At 66.5% G+C, this 23,313-nt stretch carries 24 protein-coding genes; 7 read left to right on the top strand and 17 right to left on the bottom strand.

The window, feature by feature from the left end; genetic code table 11:
- Positions 1-40 precede the first annotated feature (40 nt).
- Positions 41-1,015 (top strand): Bug family tripartite tricarboxylate transporter substrate binding protein, encoded by a 975-nt coding sequence (locus tag ARADN35_RS0118385; RefSeq protein ID WP_010464707.1) that lies wholly within the window; start codon positions 41-43, stop codon positions 1,013-1,015.
- Positions 1,016-1,059: 44 nt separating this feature from the next.
- On the opposite strand, the gene ARADN35_RS0118390 is transcribed toward ARADN35_RS0118385, so the two are convergent.
- Positions 1,060-2,004 (bottom strand): LysR substrate-binding domain-containing protein, encoded by a 945-nt coding sequence (locus ARADN35_RS0118390; protein ID WP_010464709.1) that lies wholly within the window; start codon positions 2,002-2,004, stop codon positions 1,060-1,062.
- Between the two features lie 106 nt (positions 2,005-2,110).
- Between ARADN35_RS0118390 and ARADN35_RS0118395 the strand changes: the two genes are divergently transcribed.
- On the top strand, positions 2,111-2,995 hold the full coding sequence (locus ARADN35_RS0118395) for an N-formylglutamate amidohydrolase (protein ID WP_010464711.1): 885 nt from the start codon (positions 2,111-2,113) through the stop codon (positions 2,993-2,995).
- A gap of 21 nt (positions 2,996-3,016) precedes the next feature.
- Positions 3,017-4,015, top strand: coding sequence for a Bug family tripartite tricarboxylate transporter substrate binding protein (locus ARADN35_RS0118400; protein ID WP_010464713.1), 999 nt, complete (start codon positions 3,017-3,019; stop codon positions 4,013-4,015).
- 24 nt (positions 4,016-4,039) lie between these two features.
- On the opposite strand, the gene ARADN35_RS0118405 is transcribed toward ARADN35_RS0118400, so the two are convergent.
- On the bottom strand, positions 4,040-4,528 hold the full coding sequence (locus tag ARADN35_RS0118405) for an NUDIX hydrolase (protein ID WP_010464715.1): 489 nt from the start codon (positions 4,526-4,528) through the stop codon (positions 4,040-4,042).
- Between the two features lie 64 nt (positions 4,529-4,592).
- Positions 4,593-5,525, bottom strand: coding sequence for a DMT family transporter (locus ARADN35_RS0118410; protein WP_035197523.1), 933 nt, complete (start codon positions 5,523-5,525; stop codon positions 4,593-4,595).
- An 83-nt stretch (positions 5,526-5,608) separates the two neighbouring features.
- On the opposite strand from ARADN35_RS0118410, the gene gcvA reads away from it, so the two are divergent.
- Positions 5,609-6,508, top strand: a complete 900-nt coding sequence (gcvA, locus tag ARADN35_RS0118415; protein ID WP_010464719.1) for a transcriptional regulator GcvA — start codon at positions 5,609-5,611, stop codon at positions 6,506-6,508.
- On the opposite strand, the gene ARADN35_RS0118420 is transcribed toward gcvA, so the two are convergent.
- Positions 6,481-6,999, bottom strand: coding sequence for a GNAT family N-acetyltransferase (locus ARADN35_RS0118420; RefSeq protein ID WP_029414170.1), 519 nt, complete (start codon positions 6,997-6,999; stop codon positions 6,481-6,483). The two genes, gcvA and ARADN35_RS0118420, sit on opposite strands and share 28 nt — an antisense overlap.
- Before the next feature lie 153 nt (positions 7,000-7,152).
- Here ARADN35_RS0118420 and ARADN35_RS0118425 point away from each other — a divergent pair, with 153 nt between their 5' ends.
- The gene (locus ARADN35_RS0118425) at positions 7,153-7,566 is read left to right on the top strand and encodes a nuclear transport factor 2 family protein (RefSeq protein WP_010464724.1); all 414 of its coding nucleotides are present in this window, start codon (positions 7,153-7,155) and stop codon (positions 7,564-7,566) included.
- 60 nt (positions 7,567-7,626) lie between these two features.
- Here the strand turns inward: ARADN35_RS0118425 and ARADN35_RS0118430 are convergent, their stop codons facing one another.
- The 6 genes from ARADN35_RS0118430 to ARADN35_RS28390 form a co-directional block, all read right to left on the bottom strand.
- Entirely contained in the window at positions 7,627-8,328 is a 702-nt protein-coding gene (locus ARADN35_RS0118430) for a riboflavin synthase (protein ID WP_010464725.1), read from the bottom strand.
- Between the two features lie 254 nt (positions 8,329-8,582).
- On the bottom strand, positions 8,583-9,938 hold the full coding sequence (locus ARADN35_RS0118435) for an esterase-like activity of phytase family protein (protein ID WP_010464727.1): 1,356 nt from the start codon (positions 9,936-9,938) through the stop codon (positions 8,583-8,585).
- Between the two features lie 128 nt (positions 9,939-10,066).
- Positions 10,067-11,518, bottom strand: coding sequence for a GGDEF domain-containing protein (locus tag ARADN35_RS0118440; RefSeq protein WP_010464729.1), 1,452 nt, complete (start codon positions 11,516-11,518; stop codon positions 10,067-10,069).
- 252 nt (positions 11,519-11,770) lie between these two features.
- Positions 11,771-13,177, bottom strand: a complete 1,407-nt coding sequence (locus ARADN35_RS0118445) for an MATE family efflux transporter (RefSeq protein ID WP_010464731.1) — start codon at positions 13,175-13,177, stop codon at positions 11,771-11,773.
- Positions 13,174-13,314, bottom strand: coding sequence for a L,D-transpeptidase (locus tag ARADN35_RS27460; RefSeq protein ID WP_010464733.1), 141 nt, complete (start codon positions 13,312-13,314; stop codon positions 13,174-13,176). The genes ARADN35_RS0118445 and ARADN35_RS27460 overlap by 4 nt, the downstream gene beginning before the upstream one ends.
- Entirely contained in the window at positions 13,278-13,967 is a 690-nt protein-coding gene (locus tag ARADN35_RS28390) for a L,D-transpeptidase (RefSeq protein WP_010464735.1), read from the bottom strand. Before ARADN35_RS28390 ends, ARADN35_RS27460 begins: the two co-directional genes overlap by 37 nt.
- A gap of 394 nt (positions 13,968-14,361) precedes the next feature.
- On the opposite strand from ARADN35_RS28390, the gene ARADN35_RS0118455 reads away from it, so the two are divergent.
- Complete coding sequence (locus ARADN35_RS0118455) at positions 14,362-14,613, top strand: hypothetical protein (RefSeq protein WP_010464738.1); 252 nt, start codon at positions 14,362-14,364, stop codon at positions 14,611-14,613.
- Between the two features lie 33 nt (positions 14,614-14,646).
- On the opposite strand, the gene ARADN35_RS0118460 is transcribed toward ARADN35_RS0118455, so the two are convergent.
- From ARADN35_RS0118460 to ARADN35_RS0118480, 5 genes are all read right to left on the bottom strand, one after another.
- Positions 14,647-16,341, bottom strand: a complete 1,695-nt coding sequence (locus ARADN35_RS0118460; RefSeq protein WP_029414173.1) for an NAD(P)-binding protein — start codon at positions 16,339-16,341, stop codon at positions 14,647-14,649.
- 277 nt (positions 16,342-16,618) lie between these two features.
- Complete coding sequence (locus ARADN35_RS0118465) at positions 16,619-18,181, bottom strand: polyamine aminopropyltransferase (protein ID WP_010464741.1); 1,563 nt, start codon at positions 18,179-18,181, stop codon at positions 16,619-16,621.
- A 50-nt stretch (positions 18,182-18,231) separates the two neighbouring features.
- Positions 18,232-18,453 carry a DUF350 domain-containing protein gene (locus ARADN35_RS0118470; RefSeq protein ID WP_010464743.1) on the bottom strand — a complete coding sequence of 74 codons (222 nt, stop codon included), beginning with the start codon at positions 18,451-18,453 and terminating at the stop codon, positions 18,232-18,234.
- Positions 18,454-18,552: 99 nt separating this feature from the next.
- The gene (locus tag ARADN35_RS0118475) at positions 18,553-20,043 is read right to left on the bottom strand and encodes a DUF4178 domain-containing protein (RefSeq protein ID WP_010464745.1); all 1,491 of its coding nucleotides are present in this window, start codon (positions 20,041-20,043) and stop codon (positions 18,553-18,555) included.
- Positions 20,044-20,147: 104 nt separating this feature from the next.
- The gene (locus tag ARADN35_RS0118480; protein WP_010464747.1) at positions 20,148-21,200 is read right to left on the bottom strand and encodes an SPFH domain-containing protein; all 1,053 of its coding nucleotides are present in this window, start codon (positions 21,198-21,200) and stop codon (positions 20,148-20,150) included.
- Between the two features lie 283 nt (positions 21,201-21,483).
- Between ARADN35_RS0118480 and ARADN35_RS0118490 the strand changes: the two genes are divergently transcribed.
- Positions 21,484-21,753, top strand: a complete 270-nt coding sequence (locus tag ARADN35_RS0118490) for a DUF2061 domain-containing protein (protein ID WP_010464751.1) — start codon at positions 21,484-21,486, stop codon at positions 21,751-21,753.
- Between the two features lie 204 nt (positions 21,754-21,957).
- Here ARADN35_RS0118490 and ARADN35_RS0118500 read toward each other — a convergent pair whose 3' ends face one another.
- The gene (locus tag ARADN35_RS0118500; RefSeq protein WP_010464755.1) at positions 21,958-22,263 is read right to left on the bottom strand and encodes a flagellar basal body protein; all 306 of its coding nucleotides are present in this window, start codon (positions 22,261-22,263) and stop codon (positions 21,958-21,960) included.
- Positions 22,264-22,337: 74 nt separating this feature from the next.
- On the bottom strand, positions 22,338-23,300 hold the full coding sequence (locus ARADN35_RS0118505; RefSeq protein ID WP_181147550.1) for a LysR family transcriptional regulator: 963 nt from the start codon (positions 23,298-23,300) through the stop codon (positions 22,338-22,340).
- Positions 23,301-23,313: the final 13 nt, after the last annotated feature.

A 23,313-nucleotide genomic window follows, 5' to 3' on the forward strand; every position in this document is an offset into this window, starting at 1 on the left:
CCACCCCACACACAAGCAACCCACGATGAAGGAGACATCCATGAAAAAACGCACTCTGCTGCATTGCGCCCTGGCGCTGGCCGCCCTCCCACTGGCCTCCGGCGCTGCCGCGCAGGATTTTCCGCCCAAGAAGCCCGTTACCTTGGTCGTGGGCTTTGCGGCCGGGGGTGCGGCCGATGCCGCCGCGCGCCTGATCGCCAAGAAGCTGGGCGAGAACATCGGCCAGTCGGTGGTGGTGGACAACAAGGGCGGCGCGGGTGGCAACATCGCGCACCAGTTCGTGGCCAATGCGGCGCCCGATGGCACGGTGCTGCTGTTCGGCTCGGTGGGACCGCTGACCATCGCGCCGCACCTCATGAAGCTGAGCTACGACCCGTTCAAGGACCTGGCGGCAATTTCAGGGGGCGTGAACTTTCCGAACGTGCTGGTGGTGCACAAGGCTGCGGGCGCAAAGACGCTGACAGAGTTCGTGCAGCTCTCCAAGAAGAAACCTGGCAGCGTGGACTTTGCGTCCACGGGCGCGGGCTCCGCATCGCACCTGGCGGGTGAGCTGTTCAACCAGCGCGCGGGCATCGACATGACCCATGTGCCTTACAAGGGCGGCGCGCCAGCCTTGCAGGACCTGCTGGGCGAGCGCATCACGTCCTACTTTGCGGCCCCACCCACGGCCTTGCCACATATCGAGACGGGCAAGCTGATCCCCCTGGCCACCACAGGCCTCACGCGTCCGGCCTATCTGCCCAACATTCCCACCGTGGCGGAATCGGGCTTTCCGGGGTTTGAGGCGCTGAACTGGTATGCCTTTGTGGCCCCAGGCAAAACACCGGTGCCGCTGCTGGAGCGCTGGAACCAGGAGATCGTCAAGGTGCTGAACGACCCAGGTGTGAAGGAGGCGTTGAACAAGCATGGCCTGACACCCCAACCCACGGCCCGCGCTGAACTCACGGCCTTCATGCAGAAGGAATCCACGCAGTGGGCCGCGATCATCAAGGAGCGCAAGCTCACGGCGGACTGAGCTGGCCTCGGCGGCAAAGGGGTGCCCCCGCCGCACCATGCAGGTCAGGCCATCTTCTTGCGCGCCGCGCTGCCGCGTGCTGAAAAGCCGGCCCGTTCGCTGCTGGCCTGAGCCTCACCCAGCAGCCAGCGTGTGAACCGCGCGACCGCTTCGTTCTCGGCCAGTGCTGCACGGCTGCACAGGTAATAGCCCCGGTCCGTGTTCACGGCCGGGCTGAAGGGCAACACCAGCTGGCCCGACGCCAGTTCGGCTTCGATCAGCATGGGCTGGATCACCGTGACCCCCATGCCAGCACAGGCTGCAACGATCAGGTTGTTGCCCAAATCAAAGCCCGGGCCCAGCACGGGGGCTACGTCTATCCCTGCGGCCTTTTGCAGCCACAGCGCCCAATTGCCGGGAAAGTTGATGTGCAACAGCAGCGTTGCCTTGAGCAGATCACGCGGTTGGCGCAGCTTGGCCGCCAGCGCCGGGGTGCAAGCGGGCACGATCTCTCGCCCCGTCAGGTAGCGTGCACGGATGCCGCGCGGCCAAGCGCGCCCGGGGCGCTTCACATTGACCCACAGGTCCACGTCGTCGCGCGTGAAACTCTCATCGTGGTGGAACGGCCGCAGCTCGATCTCGATGTCCGGGTGCAGCGTGTGGAACTGGCCCAGCCGTGGGACAAGCCAGCGGGTGGCCAGGGTGGGTACTACGCTGACCCGCAGCCGACGCTTTGAAGCGCGCACCCCGAACCGGCTCACGGCGGTCTCCAGGCCTGCCACATGGGCCTCCACCAATTGCTGGAATTCGCGGCCCCGCGCCGTGGGTAGCACCCGGGGGCCGGAGCGGTCCAGCAGCGTGCATTCCAGCCGCTGCTCCAGCCGTTGCACTGCCCGGCTGACAGCCGCCTGGGTCACGAACAGCACACCCGCCGCCTGTCGAAAACTACCAAGCTGGCAGACCGCAAGAAAGGCGTGCAACTCGGGCAGCGAGGGGGACTTGAACTGCATGGTGGTGATTACATCCGGTTATCAGCGCAGATCAAATTGTCGTTTGCCCGCAGGCACTTGGCTCCCTACGCTTCGCCCATCTGTCCCACCTTGATTCCCGAGAACCATGCAGCTACCCGAAGCCCTTCTCCCCGCCGCGCCCGTCCAGGTGCTCCTGCCCGCCACCGATGCCGCTATCCCTTTGGTCTGCGACTCTCCGCACAGCGGCACCGACTATCCGCCCGACTTTGGCTATGCCGTCTCCACCGCAGATCTGCGCAAGTGCGAAGACACCCATGTGCACTGGCTGTGGGACGCCGTGCCGCGTGTGGGCGGCACGCTGGTGCACGCCACCTTTGCGCGCAGCTACATCGACCCGAACCGCCATGAGCACGACATCGACCCCACCATGCTGGCCGATGCCTGGCCCGGCAACACCGCCCCCACCGCCCGCACCCTGGAGCTGGGCATGGGGCTGGTTCCCAGCCACACCCCCACGCACCAGCCCATCTACGCGCGCCGCCTGTCGGCCCAGGAGGTGGCGCACCGCATAACCCACTACTGGCGCCCATACCAGCATGCGCTGGCGCAGGCACTGGAGGCCGCCGCCCAGCGTGGCCCGCGTTGGCACTTGAACTTGCATTCCATGCCCAGCAATGCCTACGAGCGGCTGGGCCGCGTGGCGCCCGGCCCGCTGGCCGACGTGGTGCTGGGCGACCTGAACGGTCGCAGCTGCAGCAGCGCATTCACCCAGCGCGTGGCCGAAGCTTTCCGCCGCCGCGGCTACTGCGTGGCCATCAACGACCCCTATGCAGGCCAGGAGCTGCTGCGCCGGTTCGGGGCGCCTTCGCGGGGTCATGAAAGCCTGCAGATCGAGATCAACCGGGCCATCTACCTGGACGGGCAGACGCGGGAGCCGCTGCCACACGCTAACCACGTGCGCGCTGACATCACCGACCTACTGCACGAGATGGCCGCCCATATCCGCAGCGCTTGCCTGGACAACGCCTGATTTCAACCAAGAGGACCCACCATGCCCACCCCCATGAACCGCCGCCGCTTTATCGCATCGACCAGCGCCGTGACGAGCGCCATTGCCCTGCCGGCCCTGGCCCAGGCGCCCGACCGCTATCCCACACGTCCGATCACGCTGGTGGTGCCGTTTCCGCCCGGAGGCGCCGTAGACAACTCCGGCCGGGCGATAGCCGACAGGTTGGGCCGAGTGCTGGGGCAGCCCGTGATTGTGGAAAACAAAGGGGGCGCTGGCGGCACCATCGGCACCACGCAGGTGGCCAAGGCCCAGCCCGATGGCTACACGCTGATCGTCACCTCGCAGACCACGCATGTGATCAACCCCGCCCTGTCGCCCAGCCTGCCCTACGACGCGGTCAATGACTTCACCCCCATCACGCTGATTGATCGCCTGGCCAATGTGCTCTTGATCACCCCCGGCCTGCCCGTGAAGAACTTCGCCGAGTTCGTGAAATACGTGAAGGAGAACCCGGGCAAGCTGAACTACGCCTCGTCTGGGAACGGCTCGCTGGCCTATCCGAGCATGGAGCTGCTCAAGGCCAAGCTGGGGCTGTCCATCACCCACATCCCATACCGGGGCGCCGGCCCGGCGCTGACCGACCTGCAGGCGGGCCAAGTACACATGACCTGGAACAACCTGTCCTCCAACCTCAGCATGGTTCAGAACGGCCGCCTGCGCGCGCTGGCGGTGGCGTCACCGATCCGCACCCCCCAGCTGCCCGATGTGCCGACCTTCGACGAGCTGAAGTTGCCGGAGTTGAACCTCACATCGTGGACGGGGCTGGCGGCGCCCGCAAAAACGCCCGAACCGATCGTTGCGCAACTCTACGAAGCGATGCGCACGGTGCTTCGCGACCCACAAACGCTCAAGGCGTGGAACGATCGTGGCGCCATGCTCCCTGAAGCGGTGAAGCCCGTCGATTTCCGCAAGGAGATCCAGCAGCGCATCCAGTTTTACAAAAACATCGTGAAGACCCACAAGATCGCCGTGGACCAGTAGCCACTGTCGCACTGGCAGGGCCGGTCACTCGGCTGCAGGTTCGGTCACCGAGATGTCGGTATGCACCAGCGTCAGTGGAAACCGCTGGCCCGCCAGATAGTCCTCCAGGCAGCGCAGCAGCAGCGGGCTGCGGTGGCGCTCGGGGCATGCACGGATCTCGTCCGCCGTGAGCCACAGGGTGCGCACGATGCCAGTGTCGAGCGCGCGCCAATCGTGGTGGGTGCCGAGTGTGCCGGCAAATGCAAACCGCATGTAGGTGATGTCGTCGCCCGTGCGGGTTTTGGTGAAGCGGTTGAGGTACACGCCGATCAACGCCGTGGGCACAAAATCGTGGGCCGTCTCCTCCAGCACCTCGCGCGCGCAGGCCTGGATGGGCGACTCGCCCGGGTCCAGGTGGCCGGCAGGGTTGTTGAGCTTGAGGCCATCCGTGGTCTCTTCCTCGACCAGCAAAAAACGGCCATCGCGCTCAATGAGGGCGGCCACGGTGACGTTGGGTTTCCAGCGGTGGGGCATGGCGCGCATTATGACCAGCCGCCATGACGCGTGGCTGCCACGGCCTACCCTCGCTAACCCTTGCTCAGCGCCGCACGGCAGCTGCAGGGGTGGACGCGGGCGCTGCGGCTGCCGGCGCGGGCCGAAGCACCAGCCACAGCGCCACCGCGATCAGCACGCCGCCCGCCGCATGGGCCAAGGTAGCCGCTTCGCCCAGCACCAGCCAACCCCAGCCCACACCGAACAGCGGGATCAGGAAAGTCACGGTGAGCGCCTTGACCGGCCCCACATCCGCGATAAGACGGAAGTACAGCACATAGGCGAATGAGGTACACAGCAGGCCCAGCGCCAGCATGGCGCCCCAGACGGCGGGGCCAGCAGAGAGCCAGGTCGCCACCGGCTGCTGCGCGGTCTGCCACAGTGCGAAAGGAGCGAGCGCCAACACTGCACCCCATTGACTGCCCAACGCCACCAGGCGACTGTCCAGTCCGCCGCGCTGGGTGATCCAGCGCCGCGTCAGGAAGCCGGAGAGGCCATAGCAGGCCGTGGCTACCAGGCAAGCAGCAATGCCGCCGAGCACCGGCATGGTGAGCACGACCGGCCCTGCCTGCGCGAGCACCGCGACCCCTCCCATGCCCAGCACTACCCCGCCCACGCGGGCCAGGGTAATGCGCTCGCCAAAGGCCAGCGCTCCGATCACCACGGCCATGAGCGGCGTGGTGGCGTTGAGGATGGCGCTGTAGCCCGCCGGCAGCACGCGTGCGGCCAGTGCAAACATCAGAAAAGGTATGCCCGAATTGAAGACGCCCAGCATCAACGCGGCACCGAGCTTGCCCTGGAACGCAGGCCGCAGCCGCACCAGGGCCAGCAACGCCAGCAGCCCGGCGGCGCCGAGCACCACGCGGCCGAAGGCTGTGGGCACCGCGCCCCACACCGGGGCAGCGATGCGCATGAACAAAAAGCTGCCGCCCCACAGGGCGGCCAGGGCGACAAAACGGAGCAGGCTGGGGAGGTCCATGCCGTAGATCTTCGACGCAGGGAAGAGCCAGGGCAAACCATTTATTCTCTACACCTGTTTAGCCAAACTATCCAGTCACCACCATGCGCCTGCCTCCCCTGATCGCTGTCCGCTTCTTCGAGGCCACGGCGCGCCACGCGAGCGTGCGGCGTGCGGCCGAAGAGCTGCACGTCACGCCCGGCGCCGTCTCGCAGCAGGTGCGCAAGCTCGAAGCCTTCCTGGGCTGCGCGCTGTTCGAGCGCCAGCCGCGTGGGCTGGCGCTCACGGCTGCCGGGCGCGACTACCAGGCCGCCTGCGCCGAGGGTCTGGCCGTGATCGGGCATGCCACCTCACGCATTGCATCGACGAACCGCCGGCATGCGGTGCTGGTGAGCTGCACGCCGGGCTTTGCGGTGCAATGGCTGGTGCCGCGCCTGCACGGTTTTTTGCAGCTGCACCCGGACATGGACGTGCACGTGGGCAGCACCAACCGCGCGGTGGACCTGGCGGCCGAGGGCGTGCACTTTGCCGTGCGCCATGGGCAGGGCATCTATCCCGGCCTGCAGTCCGAGGTGCTGGTGGCCGATGACCTGGTGCCCGTGTGCAGCCCGCGCCTGCTGGCGCCGCGCAAGACGGCACGCGTGGCCGACATCACCAGCGCCCGGCTGCTGCACGACGAGCACCGAGGCGACTGGCGGCTTTGGCGCGAGGCGCATGGCGTCACGGGCCTGGATTGCGAGGGCGGCATCGTCTTCGCGCACAACGCCGCCATCGAGGCCGCCGTGGCTGGCCGGGGTTTTGCACTGGTGCGGCGTGCGCTGGTGCAACAGGAACTGGCCGCGCGCGAGCTGGTCTGCGTGCACTGCAAGCCCCTGGCCACGCCGCTGGCCTACCACCTGGTGTACCGTCCCGAAGCCTTGATCGACCCCGCGCTGCGGCGTTTCCGCGACTGGATCATGGCGCAAGGAAGCGCTGATCAAGGGGTGAGTTCACGCACCATGTAGACCGCGCCGCCTCCATAGCTCGCCAGCCGTTCGCGCTGTGCGGCATCGGTCAGTGCTTGCACGGCATAGCCTTGCCGCTCCCAGTACGCCTGCGAGCCCTGCACCGACACCAGCGCCGTGTGCCGCAGGCCCCGGGCCTTGGCCTCTTTCCACATCGGCTGCAGCAGCGCGCGGGCCAGGCCCTGGCCCGCCGCGCACCCGGGCACCACGGCCATGTCGTGCAGGTAGAGCGTATCGGGCTGCGGTACGGCCTCGAAGCCGCCATGCAGGGGCGTCACCTTGCCCCGCAACGACCGGTAGGCCGCCAGGTACGCGCAGACCACGCCCGCGCGCTCCAGCACCAGCGAACAATTGGCCGGACTGGCCAGGCGGGCTGCAAAAACCTCGCGGCTCTCCACGAAGCCCGCGCCATAGCAGGCCAGTTGCACGGCGAGCAGGCCTGGCAGGTCCTGCACTGCCAGGGGGCGGACGAGAGGTGTGGAGGAAAGCATCAGGGCACGGTGTTCAGAAAATGCCGGGACCTGGATGATAGGGACGCGCATGACCTGCGAGGTTATCGACGCCGTTCAGGCTCCTTCGAACAATGACCCCAGGCCGCGGGCACTCCGCGCACGGCCCGTCCCACCCCTACAAGGAGCCTTGCCATGAACACCGTCGAAACCCTGGAGCACCCCACCACCATCCCGACCGCCGCCACGGCCGCACCCGATCTGGCCGCGCGCTACATCGCGGCCTGGAACGCTACCGACGGAGCACAGCGCGACTACCTGGTGCGCAGTACCTTCAGCAGCGACGTACAGTACCGGGACCCCATGATAGAAGGCCAGGGCCACGACGGCCTGGCCGCACTGATTGCCGGTGCACAGCAGCGGTTTGCCGGCCACCGCTTCACGCTGCTGGGCACGCCCGAAGGGCACCATGATGTGGTGCGTTTTTCGTGGGCGCTGGCGGCCGAGGGTGCAGAACCCGTGGCGCGCGGCACCGATGTGGCGGAGATCGACGCACATGGCCGTATGCGCAGGGTGACCGGTTTTCTGGACTACGTGGCCGGGGCCTGAACGCGCCCGTTTTTTCGGCCGACGCAAGCGCCAACAGAACGCGTTGACGATTTCAAGCCCTCACTTCAGCACCGGCGGCTGCACGAAGTCTTCGAGCGACAGGCCCTTTTCCTTGAGCAGGGCTTCCAGCACCGGCTGCAACCGGCCCAGGCTCTCCTGCACGGCTTCGCGCACGGTGTCCACCACCACCTGGGTGCTGCGCTCGATCTCGATGTTCAAGCGGTCGCCGACCTGTTTGTGTTCAAACACCGTCGCGCGGCGTGTTTCAGGAATCATCCAGATCTCGAACCAGCCCTCCTGCCGGTTCACCTCGGCCACCGTGAGGCTGGCGCCGTGGATGGCGATGTAGCCCTTGGCGAAGACATAGCGGCGAAACGCCTCGGGCACGGCCACGCGCCACACCAGGTTGTTGTCGAACTCGCGGCGCTCGATGAGCGTGCCGGTGAAGTCCACATGGCCCGACAGCGGGTGGCCGCCGATCTCGGCGCCGTCCTTGGCCGCGCGCTCCACGTTCACGCGGTCACCCTGGCCGTAGCTGCCCAAAGTGGTGATGTTCAGGCTCTGCAGCATCACGTCGAAGTTGGCCTGCGTGGGCGAGAGGATGTCTGTGACCGTGAGGCACACGCCATCGGTGGACACGCTGGCGCCAATGGCCAGGTCCTGGCAGAAGCCCTCGGGGAAATCGAGCGTGAACGTGCGCAACCCTGCGCGGTCGTGGATGGCGGCAATACCTGCCGTGGCTTGGACGATGCCTGTGAACATGGTGGCGCGGCTTGTGGAGCGTTGGAACGGGAACCGGGAATTTTGCCACCCGCAGCATTCAAAGGTGTCCCAAGGGTTGGAGCCCCCACACACCGGTCTTTCCGGGGCATCGCACCCGTCTGCAGCGCTCAAAACTGGCGCGACCCAGGCCAGGGCAGCCGAGCAAGGGCCGCCCCGCAGCGAGGGCTGCGTCCCCCTGCCCGCGCGCAGCGCGAGAGCGGGGGAAGACGCGAAGCGTCTCAGGGGGGTGCCCCTTACCTTGCGCGCAGCAGCTCGCCCACTTCCAGCAGCACCAGCTCGTTGTCGTCGGCCTTGTTGGGCTCGCGGCTGCTGCTGAAGGGCAGGTTGTTGTCGTTGCCCACCACGATGTGCGTGGCGTCCACCACGTCCACGTTCTCGATGGTGAAGAACGGGAAGGTCAACACGCCATTGTTCAGGGGCTTCCTGGCCAGGCGCTGCGGGTCCTGGATGTTCATGAGGTCGATGTAGCCGATCTTGCGCATCTCGCCGCCCACGTTCGCGTCGCTCATCTCGACCTTGTAGACGCGCTTGAACTTGGCGAGATCGTGGAAGCAGTCGGTGCGCTTCTGGTCTGCGGGGCAGGCCTTGTCGGCCGTGCCTTCGCCGTTGTCGCGCTCGATGATGAGGCCCGTGGTGCCGTCGATCATGTTGAAGTCGCCAATGGCGTGGTGGTTGGCCTCCAGCACGTACTTCCAGTGGCGGCCCGTCCATTGCTCGGACTTCACGTCAAACTCCAGCACACGCAGGTACTGCTTGCCGCCCACGTTCTCATAGCCCTTGGCTTCGTCGCTCCACAGGGCGCCTTCGAGCAATGCATAGAGCTTGCTGCCGTCCTTGGACGAGGCCATGCCTTCGTAACCCTTGGAGCGCTTGACTTCGAACGGCGTGGGTTTGGCGTCAGGGGCGCCGGGCATCAGCACGCCGGGCGCGTCGGGCGAGCGCACGACCTTGCCATCCACCTGCGTCTCGAACACGGCCAGCACCTTGCCGTTCAGGTCGGCCTTGATGAGGAAGGGGCCAAACTCTTCGCCGATCCACAGTGCGCCACCGGCGAACTGGAAGCTTTCGGGGTCGAAGTCTGCGCCGGTCAGGTAGCGCTGGTCGGTGCCCTCGTGGGTGATGCGAAACGGCACCTTTTTGTCGGGGTCATGCAGGAACACCGTGTTCTTGCGGTTGAAGTGACCTGTCTTGAAATCCACGGTGTAATGGTTCAGATAAAGCGTGAAATCGGGCGAGTTGGCCTTGGCACCCGCGCCGTTGTCGGTGAGTATCCAGAACGATCCATCGGCCATGCGCTTGATGCCCGAGTGGCCCTGCACCGGCTGGCCCTGAAAGGGCAGCGCAACCCCTGTGTTGCGGCCGCCGGACAGGCCGGGCACCGAACCCACGGCCTCCACGCGGCGCGGCGTGGTGAACTTGCCACTGACCTGCAGGTCCTGAGGCGCGTCCTTGGGCGCGGCGATCACGGTGAAGGCCGGCAGCACGGCGTGGCCTGCCAGCGTGGCCGGATACGCCTGCTGGGCAAACGCGGTGGAGGAGGCAACGCACAGCAGCGCGGCACAAACGGCGAGGGAAGAGGGTCGGAACATGGTCACTGTGGGGCGAAGAGGAAACCCGCAACCATGCCGCGCCGATGTGACGTGGTGGTGAACGCACCGTGACGTGCCCATGACGCCCATGGCGCGGCCCACCACAAGCGCGGCGGGGCGCGCGGCGGCTATGCCTGCGAAGCCTCTCCCACGGCCACCTGGTTGCGCCCGCTGTTCTTGGCACGGTACAGGGCCTTGTCTGCCTCGCCAATCAGTGCCTGGGCACTCAGCCCGTCGCCAGGCCGGACGCTGGCCACGCCGCTGCTGATGCTGACCCACACGCCTGTGGAGCTGTGCTGGTGCGCAATCTGCAGCGCGGCCACCGCCTTCTGGGCGGCGTGGGCAATGTGCACGGCGCCTTCGCGGTCCGTATCGGGCAACACCATCGCAAATTCTTCGCCCCCATAGCGCGCGGCCAGGTCGGCCGGACGCTGGCAGCAAGTGTCCAGTGCGCGGGCAATCGATTTCAGGCACTCGTCTCCGGCCTGGTGTCCATACGCGTCGTTGAAGTCCTTGAAATGGTCCACATCCACCAGAACCAGCGCAAGGTGCCGATGGTGGCGCACGGCAACGGCCAGATGCTCTGCCAGGTGCGTGTCAAAAGAGCGCCGGTTGGCAAGCCGGGTCAGCCCATCCTTCATCGAGATCTGCCACAGGGTGTCGTTGGCGACCCGCAGCTCGGCGGTGACCTGCATCAGCCGCGCATGCTGGCGCGCCGTTTCGCTGAGCAGCACGATCAGCAGGAAACCCGCCGCCAGCAAGCCATAGATGCGCCCCACATACCAGCCCAGGTCGTAGCGGCCGGTATTGAGCACGGCCGCCAAGGCGATGTCGAAGACCCACACGCTCATCACGACGTGGAGCCATACATCCAGCACCGTGTGGGGCTTGCCGCGCCACAGCCTCCCCAGCGCGGCCAGGCTCAGCAGCCAGATGCCCACCAGGAACACCTTGCCCACGACCGTGGTGCGGTCGCCCGCCATGAACATGGGCAAAAAGGCATGCCCCGATGTGGCAAAGGCGGTGAACAGCACCACCACCGACACCACCAGCGCCACCACGCCCGCAATGCCTTGCCAGGGCTTGGCCCGCGCCACCCGCACCAGTGCGGGCAGCCGCAGCGGCCCCTTCCTGGCGGATACATACGCCATCACGGCCAGTGGAAACCCCGTGTGCCACAACATGTACAAGGCCGACGAGGTCTGCGGGCCAGAACCGAGCAGCCCCGACGGCGCAAAGAGGCCTGGGAAAATCAGGGCATAGGCGGTGGTGGAAGTCGCCGTGAACAGGTAGCCCCCCGCCAGCACCAGCAGCGCCACCGACCGCAACACCCGGTACTGGCCGAACAGCAGGACGGCGGTGATGAGATCGCAGATCACCAGGGCGGTGACATAGATCGGGATGAAGGAAGGAAACGGGCCCAGTGGAATTCTGGCGAACCCCACTGCCACCACAAACAGCGCCGCCGATACAAAAATGGTGGCAAAAGCGAACCCCGTCTCCCGGGAGCCTGCGGGCTCGTTGGAGAGGTACGCCGAAGGCGACCAGGGGTGCTGCACGGGGACATAGTTGGCTGGCATGGACCACTCCAACTGACGGGCAATTCCGTTGCCAGTCTACGCCGGTGTACCAGGAATAGCCATGGGGGTCAGACCCCGCAAACGCCTCATTTTTCTGCGGAGGGCGCGCACCCGGCGCGAGCATTCCGGGTACGGCCCGAACGGCAAGGTGGCGTCTGCCACGCCTTTTCCCAGAATGCTCCTCATTTGATAGCTACTGGCGCTTATTCAGTAAGCGCCACAGCCTCATTTTCATCAAATTTCAGTTCAGTATCAGACCAGGCGATGCGGCAAGCCCTTGCGCCGCCACACGCCATGGAAGTACAGCCCCTGCAGCACCAGGGCACACAGGTAGGTGGCCGGATAGGCCGCCCAGGTGGCCACCAGGCCAAACTGGCGCCCCAGCAGCCAGCCCAGCGGCACGAGCAGGCATGCCAGACAACCGAGCGAAATGAGCGTGGGCGCCAGCACGGTGCCACTGGCGCGCATCACGCTGGAATACACGCTGGCCCACCCAAAGAACACCGCGCCCCACACCGTGAGATGCAGCACACGTGCAGCGATGTCGGTCACGCGGGCGTCGGCCACAAACAGGCCCACCACCCAGGGCGCGGCGCCGAACATCAGCACCGCCAGGCCGCCCGTGAGCAACAGGTTCATGCGCATACCGGTGCGCGTGACGGCCACCACCTGGTGGCCCTGGCCCGCACCAATGGCCTGCGCCGCGAACACCGACGACGCAATGGCCACCGCCATTGCCGGGAACAGCACATACGACATGACCTGGCTGGCCGCGCCCCAGGCCGCCGTGGCCGCTGAGCCATGGGCGTTGACCAGGCTCAGCAGGCCCAGGTCCGCCAGAGAACCTGTGATGAAAAACAACCCCGTGGGCACGCCCAGACGAAGGAGGGTGCGCAGCAAGGCCGCGTCCAGCCGCATCTGCCCCGCCAGCGCCCGCGTGGGGGCCAGCACATGCGCGCGGCGCCGCAGGTGCCAGGCCGTCCAGCCCAGCGACGCCAGCGTGGCCAGCAACAGCGCGGCCACCCCGCCCAGAATGCCCAGCGCAGGCAACCCGATGGCGGGCACGCCCCGGATGAACAGCGGCGCCAGCACCACCGTGGCCGACAGCGACACCACCAGCGCGCGCAGCGGTGTCACGGTGTCGCCCGTGCCGCGCAGCAGCGCCGCCGTGAGCATGGAGGTGAACAGCACTGGAAACAGCGCCATCATGGCCCGCGCATACACCACCGCCTGGGGCAGCACATCGGCGGGCGTGCCCAGCGCCACCATCACGGGGCGCGCCACCACCATACCCACGGTGGCCAGCACGAGGCCCAGCACCATGCCAGCGCACAGCGTGGTCCCCGCCACGGCGCGCAGCCGCGCAGGGTTGCGCGCGCCAAAGGCCTGGCCAACGAGGATGGATGCCCCATTGCCCAGGCCAAAGATGAAGGCGCTGAGCAGCAGGAACAGCGGCATGAACGACGCCACGGCCGCCAGCGAGCCCGCGCCCAGCAGCCGCCCCACGTAGATGTGGTTCACCGTGCCGGTAAGCGCCTGCAGGATGTTGGTGAGCACCAAGGGGCCGAGAAAAACGAGGAAGCGGCGGTCGAGTGAAAGCGGTGCGGCCACCGCGGGCGGTACAGGCGCCGGGCTGTGGGGAGGGGCCTGGTCCGTCATGGCGCCGCACCGGCCAGCGGCGAAGTGGCCGGTGTCCCATCGATGTGCACCCACGTGCCCACCGGGACCCGGTCAAACAGGTCGATCACATCGGCATTGGTCATGCGCACGCAGCCGTGCGAGGCGGGCACGCCCATGGGGAGCCCGTCAGGACAGCCGTGGAGGTAGATGTAAGAACCTGTTCAAGGTCTTTTCGGGGTCGCACAAGTGCCTTGCCGGGATGGGATGCAAGGCGCGGGGCGCAGCCAATAGCCCGTGCTATTGGCAAGCACCGCAACGCCGCAGACCGCCCGGCAAGGCACTTGCCCGAAGGGTTGGAGTGAAATCGGGCGATTCGAAGCCCCGGCTGCTTGCATGGGCATGAGCCCATGCGGCGCATCCGAAGCATCCACTCATCCCGATTGCACTCCAATGCAATCCCCGAAAAGACCTTGAACAGGTTCTCACGGCGCAGCGTGTCCACCGCACCGCCCCGGTTGACGCCGGGCGTGCAGCCGGTGAGCCACAGGATGCGGCTCAGGATCCAGTCGCGCCCCGGGTGCTGGGCGGCCAGCGCGGGTGAATAGATTTCGCCCGTGGCGCGGCGCCCCACAAACACCGTGCCGGGCGCGCAGCCCGCGCCCACCTTGGCCCGCACGCGGTGTGCGCCGCACGGGGTGCAGCCGCTGCCGCTGCGTTCGCCCACGCCGTTCAGGGCGGTCGATACCGGGTAGCTGCGCTCGATGGCGCCGTCTACCACCACGTCCAGCTGCTGCCGCGCCACGTGGATGTGCAGTTCGGTGCCCGCCATCGTGTTCGTTCAACCCGCCGCCATCCGCCGGGCCCCATGGCCACGCGTGAAGGCCTCTGCCAACACCGAATCGCCGGCCCCATCGCGGTGCACAAACGGGCTTGTTGCAGGTGTCAGTATCCAGAGAATTTGCTCACCATTTGATAGCTACTTGCGCTTTACTGTCAAGCGCTACAGGCCAATTTTTCATGAAAATTGCTGCCTACCCGACACCGGAATGGACATGGCATGCCCACAGGACGTGATGTCCACTGCCACCGGGGTACCGCGTTCGATGCCGATACTCAGGCGGTCCCCCACCGGCTTGATTTCATGGACCTTTTGCCGCGCCGGGGAATCACACCGGTCCCGCTGCCCACACGCACCCCGCCACCCCACCGCCGAACCCACCCGCATGGACACCCTTTCTGCATTGCAATCCCTCGGCCTGGAACTGCCCAGCCCGGCCTACATCGCGGGCGCCGTCGTGTTCGGCCTTATCGGCATGGCCGCGTACTGGCAGGGCAAAAAAACACCGCAGCGGCGCATGCGCTGGTGGGGCGTGGCGCTCATGTTCTACCCCTACGCCATCTCGCTCACGTGGATGCTGTATGCCGTGGGCGTGGCGTTGTGCCTGGGCCTGTGGTGGGATGTGCGGCGCACGTAGCGGTGCGCCTTGCCCGCCGCCCCCCTCACCCACTCACCCCGCCGCCACCAGCCCGGCCCCATGCCCGCGCGTGAAGGCCTCTTCCAGCACCGAGTAGCCGGACCAGTCGCTGTGCGCAAACGACAGCCGCGCCGTGGCGGGAGTGGGAATCCAGGGCGCTTGCTCCCCATTTGATAGCTGTTTGCGCTTACCAGATAAGCGCTGGAGGCCAATCTGGCTTAAAAACCCGAGCATTCCCGGCGTAGGGATGGCCATGGCGTGGCCATAGCGGGTGATGTCCACGCGCGTGGCGCGCTGGCGCAGGTCGGGGTGGGGCACGGCCAGGGTGGCCAGCACAGCCTCGGCCCACGGTTGCCAGGGCTGGGTGGCCAGTTGCTGGCGGCCGTCGGGCACGTCGCCCAGCGCCTGGTAGTAGGTGAGCACCGTGGGCCCGGCCAGAGCGGCGCGGGTGTCCAGCCGCTGGTGCCCGGCGTTCACATACCCCAGGCCGCCGGCGGTGGGGTCGGCGTAGAGCACGTTGTCCCACGCGGGCGCGGCGCCGGGGCGGTCGGTGAGCGGGCTGTCGATGTGGATGTTGGCCACCAGCCAGGGGGCCGACTGCAGGCGCTGCGCCGCGCCGGTCAGGAAGGCGGGCGGGCTTTGCACCACACGCGCCGCCACGAACACCGGCAGCGCCACGATGCAGCGCGGCGCCTGCCACCGCTCCACGCTGTCGGTGGCGTGGTTGAAGGCATCCACCTCCACGCCGTGGCGGGTTTCGGTAATGCGCAGCACGCTGGTGGCGGTGCGCAGCTGGCCTCCGGCGCGCAGGGGCTCGGCCAGGCGCTGGGTGATCCAGCCATTGCCTTCGGGCCAGGTCAGCACGCTTTCACGGGCCTCGTCCGCCGCCTCGCCGGGGGCGTGAAAACCGTGGCGGCTGGCAAAGTAGTGGATGCCCGCCCAGGCCGACACGCGCGCCGCGCCCGCGCCGTAGTCGTCGCGGCAGCAGTAGTTCAGGTACCAGAGCAGGTGCTCGTCGTCAAAGCCCTCTTGTGCGAGCCAGGCGGCAAACGTCAGTGCATCCAGCGCCTGGTGGGGCTTGGCCAGCGGCTTGCCCGGGCCCAGCGACCGCAGCACGGGCATGGTGAAACGCGCAGCCTTGGCAGCGTCGTCCACCGCCTGCGCAAAGCGGCGGTACTGGGCCAGCGTGGTGTCCGGCACCCCGTGCGCGGGCAGCAGGCCTTCCTGCCACTCGCCCTCAAAGAAAAGCCGCTCCTGCGGGCTGTGGCACAGGTGGCGTTCGTCATAGCGCCAACGGCCCGCCACGCGCTGGCGCAAGCCCAGCTCTTCCAGCAGATCCTGCACTTCGCGCGCATCGTCGCCGGGCACCGGCAGGTAGTGCGCGCCCAGCGGGCAGGCAATGCCCTGCACGGCCCCGCCCCGGCTGTTGCCGCCCGCACTGTCTTCCAGCTCCAGCAGCGCGAAGTCCTCCACCCCGGCCAGCCGCAGCGACCGCGCCGCCGCCAGCCCCGCCACGCCCCCGCCCGCGATGATGACCTGCGCGCGCCGCACCACCGTGGGCTCGGGCAGGGTGCCGGTCTTGAGCAGGTCGCGCAGCGCATGGCCGCGCTGCATGTCGATGCCGGCAAAGCCGCCCTGCAGCGTGCGCGGCGCTTCGTCGCAGCCCGGCAGGACAACGGCGGACGTCGCCGAAGCGGCAACGGTGGCTAGGAAGTGGCGGCGCTGCATGGTGTCAGTGTCTTCGATGCGGAGCTGCGGTTGGGCACCCACACCGTTCGGGGTGAGTTTGTCGAAGCCTTGCGCGGCGCTTCGACAAGCTCAGCGTGAACGGACTTTGGGATCTGCAGGCCGCCTGACATGCGGCAGCATTCCGCCCCCGTCCGCAACGACCGGCACGCCCCCATACCAGTGCACCCGCGGAACTGGCTTTGCCAGGCCGCTGGGTGCGTCCCCCTTTGGGGGATGACGCGCAGCGTCTCAGGGGAGCTTCTCAATCGGGGGCTTCTCAATGTTTTCCCCACTCGCGCTCGTACGTGTGCACCAGCGCCTGGTTCGACAGCCGATTCACTTCGGCAGGCACCCGCGCCATGTCGCGCGGAAAATCGAACAGCAGGGGCAGCGAGTCGGTGCCCAGAAAACGCAGGCCGTCGGGCAAGGCCTCGGGCAGGCGCCAGGGCCTGCGGCTCGCGATGATGAAGCCCCATTCGCCAAAGCTGGGCACGTGCGCGTGGTAAGGCGCAGTGTGCAAGCCCACGGACTCGATGGTCTGCACCACCGTCCAGTAACTTTTGCGCGCCACCAGCGGGGACGTGGTCTGCACCACCGCGTAGCCACTGGCCGCCAGGCGTTTGTCCAGCAGCGCATAAAAGCTGTTGGTGTAGAGCTTGCCGATCGAGAAGTTGGTGGGGTCGGGAAAGTCCACCACGATGACATCAAAAGTGTCCGCCCCCTCCTGCAGCCAGCCAAAAGCATCGGTGTTGACGATCTTCACCTTGGGGTTCTGCAAGGCATTGCTGTTCAGGCGCGCGAGCGTGGGGTTCTCGCTGAAGATTTTTGTCATGGCCGGGTCCAGTTCGACCAGCGTCACGGACTCGACCGAGGGGTACTTGAGGATCTCGCGCACGGCCATGCCGTCGCCACCGCCCAGCACCGCCACCCGTTTGGGCGCACCGTGTGCCGACATGGCGGGGTGCACCAGGGCTTCGTGGTAGCGGTACTCGTCGGCCTGCGCAAACTGCAGGTTGCCGTTGAGGTACAGCCGGTGCCCCACGCGCCCCTGCGTGACCACGATACGCTGGTAAGGCGACGCGGTGCTGAAGACGATGCGGTCCTGGTAGAACTTGTCTTCGGCCACGCTGGTGATGTGCTCAGCCCCCGCCAGAGCGGCCAGCAGGATGCCCAGCACCATCACGCAGGCCACCAGGTGCGCCTTCAGGCGCCGCAGCTCGTGCCTAAACAGCCACACCGCCCACAGCGCCACGGCCGCGTTCATCACCCCGAACAGCAGCCCCGTGCGGATGAGCCCCAGGTGCGGCACCAGCAGCAGCGGGAACGCCAGCGACACCGCCAGCGCGCCCAGGTAGTCGAACGTGAGCACCTGGGAGACCAGGTCCTTGAGGGCCACATTGCGCTTGAGGATGCGCATCACCAAGGGGATCTCCAGCCCCACCAGCGTGCCCACCATCAGCACCATGCCGTACAGCAGAAAGCGAAACGCGCCCGGCGCGTACGCGTTGGCCAGGAACAGCGTGGCAGGCAAGGCGCCGCCAATCAGCGCCACCAGCAATTCGATGCGCAAAAAGTGCGCGGGCAGCTGCCGCTCGAAGTACCGCGACAGCCACGAGCCCACGCCCATGGCGAACAGGTAGGTGCCGATGATGGTGCTGAACTGCAGCACCGAATCGCCCAGCACGTAGGACGCGAGCGCACCCGCAGCCAGCTCGTACAACAGCCCGCAGGCGGCCACGACGAACACGCTGATGAGCAGGGCGATTTCGATGGGGCGGGGGCCGGAGTGGGCGCCCGGGGCCTCGGACGGCGAGGCAGGAGAAGTCAGGTCGGATTGCAAGGCAGGTACCGGCGCGCCGCAGGGGCACGCGCCGCTTCAGGCAAGGTGCGTCAGTGAATGGCTGCCGCCACGATGATGCTGATGCCCAGGCACATCGCCGCCACCACCAGCCCCAGGGCCTGGTTCTGCTTTTCGACGATTTCGCGCCACAGGTCGTAGGGGGTGATCTTGTCCACGATGACAAAACACAGCCAGAAAATGACCACGCCGATGATGGCGTAGAGGATGGACCCGAGGAACGCTGCGGGCTTGAGCCATTCGATGCCGATCATGATGGGATCTCCTTGAAACGGGTGTTTGTGGGTGGGTTGTCGGTCGGGCCAGGGGGCGTGGATCGGTCTGAAAGCGGGCGGCGGGGTCCGTCCAGTCGCTTACTTGTGGCTTCCGCCGGACGAGTATCCGCCGAACGATCCGCCTGAACTGCGGTAGCCGCTGCCCGACGATCCTGAACAATTGCTCAGGATGATCAGCAGGATGATGATGATGATCGCAATCAGGATGATGGTGCCGCAGCCCAGGCCCGACTTGGCCGCGAAGGGGCCGGGGTCGTCGCGCTGCAGCGCGTCCGCCTTGTCTTCGAGCTTGAAGGCCTTGGCCACCGTATCGCTGGCGAGCTTGTCCCCGGCCGACCAGGTGATCTCGTTCGGGCTTTGCTCCATCGAGAGCAGGCCTTTGGCACTGGCGAAGTCGCGGTTGGTGGTCTTCTGGCCGCGCGTGACCTGCCAGTAAAACTCGCCCAGCACGTAGGTGGTTTCGGCCTCGTAGGTGTACTTGAGCTCGTACTTGGTGCCCATGTAGGTGGCCGAGCGCCCGGTGGCCGCCATCTGCGGCGCGCCCGTGGTGGGGCGCACCATGCTCCAGCCCTCTTCCGAATCCACCAGGAAGGCAAAGCCGCGCTTCTGGTTGTAGAGCAGGTATTCGCTCCAGCCGAAGTGCTCGTCGTCGCCGGGCTCCACACCCATGCGGTGCTGAAAGCCCACCACCTGCCAATGCACGCCCTGCAGCTGGCCCTTGCTGCCCAGCGGGATGAGCGGCTGCACCGGCTCGTCCTGCTCGGCCGAGCGCAGCTCACCGCCCACGCCGCTATCGAGGCTGATGATGCTGGCGCACGAGCCGCAGGTGATGCTCTTGGTGCCCGCCAGCTGCACCTGCACCGGCGCGCCGCAGTGCGGGCAGTTGAACTGGCGGCCTTTTTCGTCCTTGGCGGATTCGTCCTTGAGGCCCTGGAGCTGCAGATCTTCCAGCAGCACAGACTTGCCGCGCTCGACGTTGGGCGGCGTGTGGCCGTAGTCGATGCTGACCACTTCACCGTCGGCGCTGCGCAGCTCGACCATGCCGAAGGGCTCGCCCAGGGGCGGCAGCTTGGGCAGCTCGCCCTGGGCCGAGATCAGCGATGCCTGGCCCGTGTAGGCCACGCTGTACGGCTTGCCATTGATGGCCGTGGTGCTGCCGATGCGAAAACGCGCGGCCTCGGGCATCTCGCGGCCGGGGTCGATCGTGCGCGTGAAGACGTAGGCGCCGTTGTCCTCGCCCAGGGTGGCCAGGGTGCCGTCGTTGAGGAAGGCGGCCCATTCGGTCCAGACACCCGCATCGCCCTTGTATTGCAGGCGGCCCACCAGGGTGAAGGGCACGTCCTTGCCATCGAGCTGGATGCGCCCGCTGGCCATGAGCTGCAGCGGGCTGTGGTCGTCGAACAGCTCGGCCATCTTGCCCACGCGTGTGAGCACATCGCCGCTGCGCACGACGGTGCTCTGGCAGTAGCCGCAGACGGCGTGCGTGGACTGCGCGCTGCGGAATTCAACCGGCGCGCCGCAGCCCGGGCAGGGCGCGCGGTAATAACGCTGTGTGGGGTCGGTGGCCATCGTGGGGCTGCTGCCTGCGCCGCGCTACACGGCTTTGAGGCCTTTTTGGCCTCTAGCGCTTATCCCTCCAGCGCAAGCAGCTATTTTTATGATAGCAACCGGATTCAGACCAGCTTCTTGAGCAGCTCGGCCTTCTTGGCGTCGAACTCTTCCTGGGTCAGGATGCCCTTGGATTTGAGGTCGCCCAGCTTCTCCAGCGTGGCCATCACGTCCTCGGGCTTGACGCCCAGAGGTGCGGCAGCTGCCTGTGCCGCTGCGGCCGCCGCAGGGGCCACCGGGGTCTGCAGGCCCTGCTGCAGGTTCTGCGCCAGCACCTGGCCCAGTGCCACACCTGCGCCCAAGCCCATCGCATCGCCCGCAATGCCGCCACCGCCGCCGCTGGCTTCGGCGAACTTGGGGATGGCCTGCGCCGTCTGGTACTGCATGAACTTGCCCATGTCGTTGCCGACCATGCCCATGCCGATCTTCTGGTCGAGGATCTTTTGCAGCTCTTCGGGCAGCGAGACGTTCTGCACCGTGAGAGATTCGATCAGGATACCCAGCTTGGCAAAGATGGGCGCCAGTTCCTTGGTCAGCGCATCGGCAAACATGACCTGGTTGGCCGCCAGGTCGAGGAACGGCAGGCCGCTGCCCGCAATGGCGTTGCTGATGTTCTGCAGCACCAGGCCACGCAGCTGGCCTTCGAGGTCGGCCACGGGATACATCTCCCGCGTGCCCGAGATCTCGGTGTGGAACAGCTTGGGGTCTGCGATGCGGAACGCGTAGTTGCCGAACGCGCGCAGGCGCACGGCGCCAAAGTCCTTGTCGCGGATCGTGATGGGCTGGGGCGTGCCCCACTTCTGGTCGATCTGCTGGCGGGTGCTGAAGAAGTAGACATCGCTCTTGAAGGGGGACTCGAAGAGTTTGTCCCAGTTCTTGAGGTAGGTCAGCACCGGCAGCGTCTGCGTGGTGAGCTTGTAGGTACCGGGCGTGAACACGTCGGCCACCTGGCCTTCGTTCACGAAGATGGCCATCTGCGACTCGCGCACCACCAGCGTGCCGCCGTTCTGGATTTCCATGTCGCGCATGGGGAAGCGCCAGGCCAGGGTGCCGTCCCCCTCTTCGGTCCATTGAATGATGTCAATGAACTGTTTCTTGATGAAGTCCATGAGGGCCATGTGTGCTCCCAAAGCAAAAGAGGGGGTTGAAAAGAGCGGCCATCATAGCAACGGGGGCATGGCGCGCACCGGCTTTTTTTAACCCCATGGTGTGAACTAGTTCACGCGCAGAACCAGTCTGCTTGGAGTAGGGGCCACCCCATGCAGATGAGCCACCGCTTGATAGTGGCTATCTCCAGCTTAGCGATGATCAATTGGTCAACGCTATTGCGAATAACTACCATTTCAACATCCCTGCCACCACCGCAGGCCCTGTTGAAAAAAGAGAGAGAAGGAGCTCGCCATGTCCCACATCCGCCGTGCCGCCCGCCAGAACCAAACCATGCTGATGAAAACGGGCAGCTACTACCTGATCCATATCTGTGTGGCCGCCTTGGTGGCCTATGCCGTCACGGGCAACCTGTGGGCGTCGCTCACGCTGAGCCTGCTGGAGCCGACCGTGCAGGCCGTGGCCTTCTTTTTCCACGAAAAGGCGTGGGACCGCGCGGCACGGCGCACCGCCAGCCATGGTGCCCCGGCGCAATCGCCCAGCCCCGCCTTGCAATCCGCCTGAACGCCACCCCAAGGAGCCCGCCATGTACAGCATTCCCTTGCGCAGCCGCACCGCCACCGGGTTGGCCTTTCAGCGCTGGCTCGTTCACCGGCTGGCGGGGCTGGCCTCTGCCAGCTGAGGCCAACCGAGGCCGCACCAGCGCTGGCGCTGAAAACAACAATGCCCCGGCTGGCGGGGCATTGTGGGGAGCGCGGGAGAAATGACTTAGGCCTTCACATCCAGCAGCGAACCCATCATTTCGTCTTGTGTTTTGATGGTCTGCAGGTTGGCCTTGAACGCGTAGGTGGCCGACATCTGCTCCACCGCCTCTTTTTCCAGCGCCACCCCTTCAGCCTCTTGCTGGCGCTGCACCGTGGCGCGCACGCCAGCGCTGTCAGCCGCTTCTTCCTGCGCCACCACCTGGCGGCGGTAATTGGGGGTGTTCATGTTGGCCACGTTGTTGGCCGAGGCATCCAGCCGCAACTGCGCGGCCTGCAGGCCAGAACTGCCAACTGAAGAAATGCTTGCCATCGTGTGCCCCGCTAAAAAAGCGCCAAAGAGCTGGCATTGTCCGCCTGCGCCGCGCCTGGGGCAACCCAGGTCCATCAACCATGCGCCTGGATCAGGCATTGCGCAAACGCCTGGGCCGCGCGCGGCGGGTGGGGCGACTTGCGCAACACGCTCACAAACTGGCAGCGGTAGTGGAACTGCGCGGGCGACACCGCCTGCATGAGCCCCTGGCGCTCGAAGCCTTCGGCGTAGTGGTCGGGCAAAAAACCCAGGTAGCGGCCGGACAGGACCAGCGTGGCGATCGACTCCTGGTCAAACCCCGTGGCTTTGCGCGGCAGGCGCGTGCTGTGGCTCAGTTCCATGTTGGGCGAGTGGTAGCCCAGGCCCGCGAACTGGTAGGCGCGCAGGGATTCCCAGGTGAGCGCGGCATGGTCGGTGCCGTACAGCGGGTGGCGTGCACCGCAGTACAGCAGCATGGTTTCGGCGAACAGGTCGGCATAGACCAGGCTTTGCGACGTGCGGTGCGCCGGGATGATGCCCACATGGAAGCTGCCGTCGATCAGCCCGCGCTCGATGGCCGGGATCGACGCCACATGCATCTGCAGGCTGACTTCGGGCGCCTGGCTGGCAAACAGCGCAATCGCGTCGCCAATGTGCGCGGCCGGGTTGCTGGCCGTCTTGTCGAACACGGCCACCTCCAGCCGCCCGCCCATGCGCCGGTGGATGTCGTCGATGCTGCTGCGAAAGGCATCCACGGCCGACAGCAGACGCAGGGTTTCGTCGTACACCCGTTGCCCTTCGGCCGTGAGCGCAAAACCCGCTCGCCCGCGCCGGCACAGCGTGAGGCCCAGGCGGGTTTCCAGGTCCTTCATGTGGCGGCTGACGGTGCTGGTGCCGATGTTCAGCTCCAGCTCGGCCGCCGACATGCCGCCGCACTCGACCACGCTCTTGAACACCTGCAGCAGGCGCAGGTCCATGTCGCTGAGCTGGCCCAGCACGGCGCGGTGTTTGGTGGGCGATGGGGTTGCAGGGAGTGGTGCAGGTGCTTTTACTTGCATAAATCGTCAAGTA

This window comes from Acidovorax radicis N35 (assembly GCF_000204195.1).
GTDB classification, from domain to species: domain Bacteria; phylum Pseudomonadota; class Gammaproteobacteria; order Burkholderiales; family Burkholderiaceae_C; genus Acidovorax; species Acidovorax radicis.

Coding starts and splice junctions, on each gene's coding strand:
- ARADN35_RS0118385 (WP_010464707.1), top strand. CDS start 41: ATGAAAAAACGCACTCTGCTGCATTGCGCCCTGGCGCTGGCCGCCCTC.
- ARADN35_RS0118390 (WP_010464709.1), bottom strand. CDS start 2,004: ATGCAGTTCAAGTCCCCCTCGCTGCCCGAGTTGCACGCCTTTCTTGCG.
- ARADN35_RS0118395 (WP_010464711.1), top strand. CDS start 2,111: ATGCAGCTACCCGAAGCCCTTCTCCCCGCCGCGCCCGTCCAGGTGCTC.
- ARADN35_RS0118400 (WP_010464713.1), top strand. CDS start 3,017: ATGCCCACCCCCATGAACCGCCGCCGCTTTATCGCATCGACCAGCGCC.
- ARADN35_RS0118405 (WP_010464715.1), bottom strand. CDS start 4,528: ATGCCCCACCGCTGGAAACCCAACGTCACCGTGGCCGCCCTCATTGAG.
- ARADN35_RS0118410 (WP_035197523.1), bottom strand. CDS start 5,525: ATGGACCTCCCCAGCCTGCTCCGTTTTGTCGCCCTGGCCGCCCTGTGG.
- gcvA (WP_010464719.1), top strand. CDS start 5,609: ATGCGCCTGCCTCCCCTGATCGCTGTCCGCTTCTTCGAGGCCACGGCG.
- ARADN35_RS0118420 (WP_029414170.1), bottom strand. CDS start 6,999: ATGCTTTCCTCCACACCTCTCGTCCGCCCCCTGGCAGTGCAGGACCTG.
- ARADN35_RS0118425 (WP_010464724.1), top strand. CDS start 7,153: ATGAACACCGTCGAAACCCTGGAGCACCCCACCACCATCCCGACCGCC.
- ARADN35_RS0118430 (WP_010464725.1), bottom strand. CDS start 8,328: ATGTTCACAGGCATCGTCCAAGCCACGGCAGGTATTGCCGCCATCCAC.
- ARADN35_RS0118435 (WP_010464727.1), bottom strand. CDS start 9,938: ATGTTCCGACCCTCTTCCCTCGCCGTTTGTGCCGCGCTGCTGTGCGTT.
- ARADN35_RS0118440 (WP_010464729.1), bottom strand. CDS start 11,518: ATGCCAGCCAACTATGTCCCCGTGCAGCACCCCTGGTCGCCTTCGGCG.
- ARADN35_RS0118445 (WP_010464731.1), bottom strand. CDS start 13,177: ATGACGGACCAGGCCCCTCCCCACAGCCCGGCGCCTGTACCGCCCGCG.
- ARADN35_RS27460 (WP_010464733.1), bottom strand. CDS start 13,314: ATGGGCGTGCCCGCCTCGCACGGCTGCGTGCGCATGACCAATGCCGAT.
- ARADN35_RS28390 (WP_010464735.1), bottom strand. CDS start 13,967: ATGGCGGGCACCGAACTGCACATCCACGTGGCGCGGCAGCAGCTGGAC.
- ARADN35_RS0118455 (WP_010464738.1), top strand. CDS start 14,362: ATGGACACCCTTTCTGCATTGCAATCCCTCGGCCTGGAACTGCCCAGC.
- ARADN35_RS0118460 (WP_029414173.1), bottom strand. CDS start 16,341: ATGCAGCGCCGCCACTTCCTAGCCACCGTTGCCGCTTCGGCGACGTCC.
- ARADN35_RS0118470 (WP_010464743.1), bottom strand. CDS start 18,453: ATGATCGGCATCGAATGGCTCAAGCCCGCAGCGTTCCTCGGGTCCATC.
- ARADN35_RS0118475 (WP_010464745.1), bottom strand. CDS start 20,043: ATGGCCACCGACCCCACACAGCGTTATTACCGCGCGCCCTGCCCGGGC.
- ARADN35_RS0118480 (WP_010464747.1), bottom strand. CDS start 21,200: ATGGCCCTCATGGACTTCATCAAGAAACAGTTCATTGACATCATTCAA.
- ARADN35_RS0118490 (WP_010464751.1), top strand. CDS start 21,484: ATGTCCCACATCCGCCGTGCCGCCCGCCAGAACCAAACCATGCTGATG.
- ARADN35_RS0118500 (WP_010464755.1), bottom strand. CDS start 22,263: ATGGCAAGCATTTCTTCAGTTGGCAGTTCTGGCCTGCAGGCCGCGCAG.
- ARADN35_RS0118505 (WP_181147550.1), bottom strand. CDS start 23,300: ATGCAAGTAAAAGCACCTGCACCACTCCCTGCAACCCCATCGCCCACC.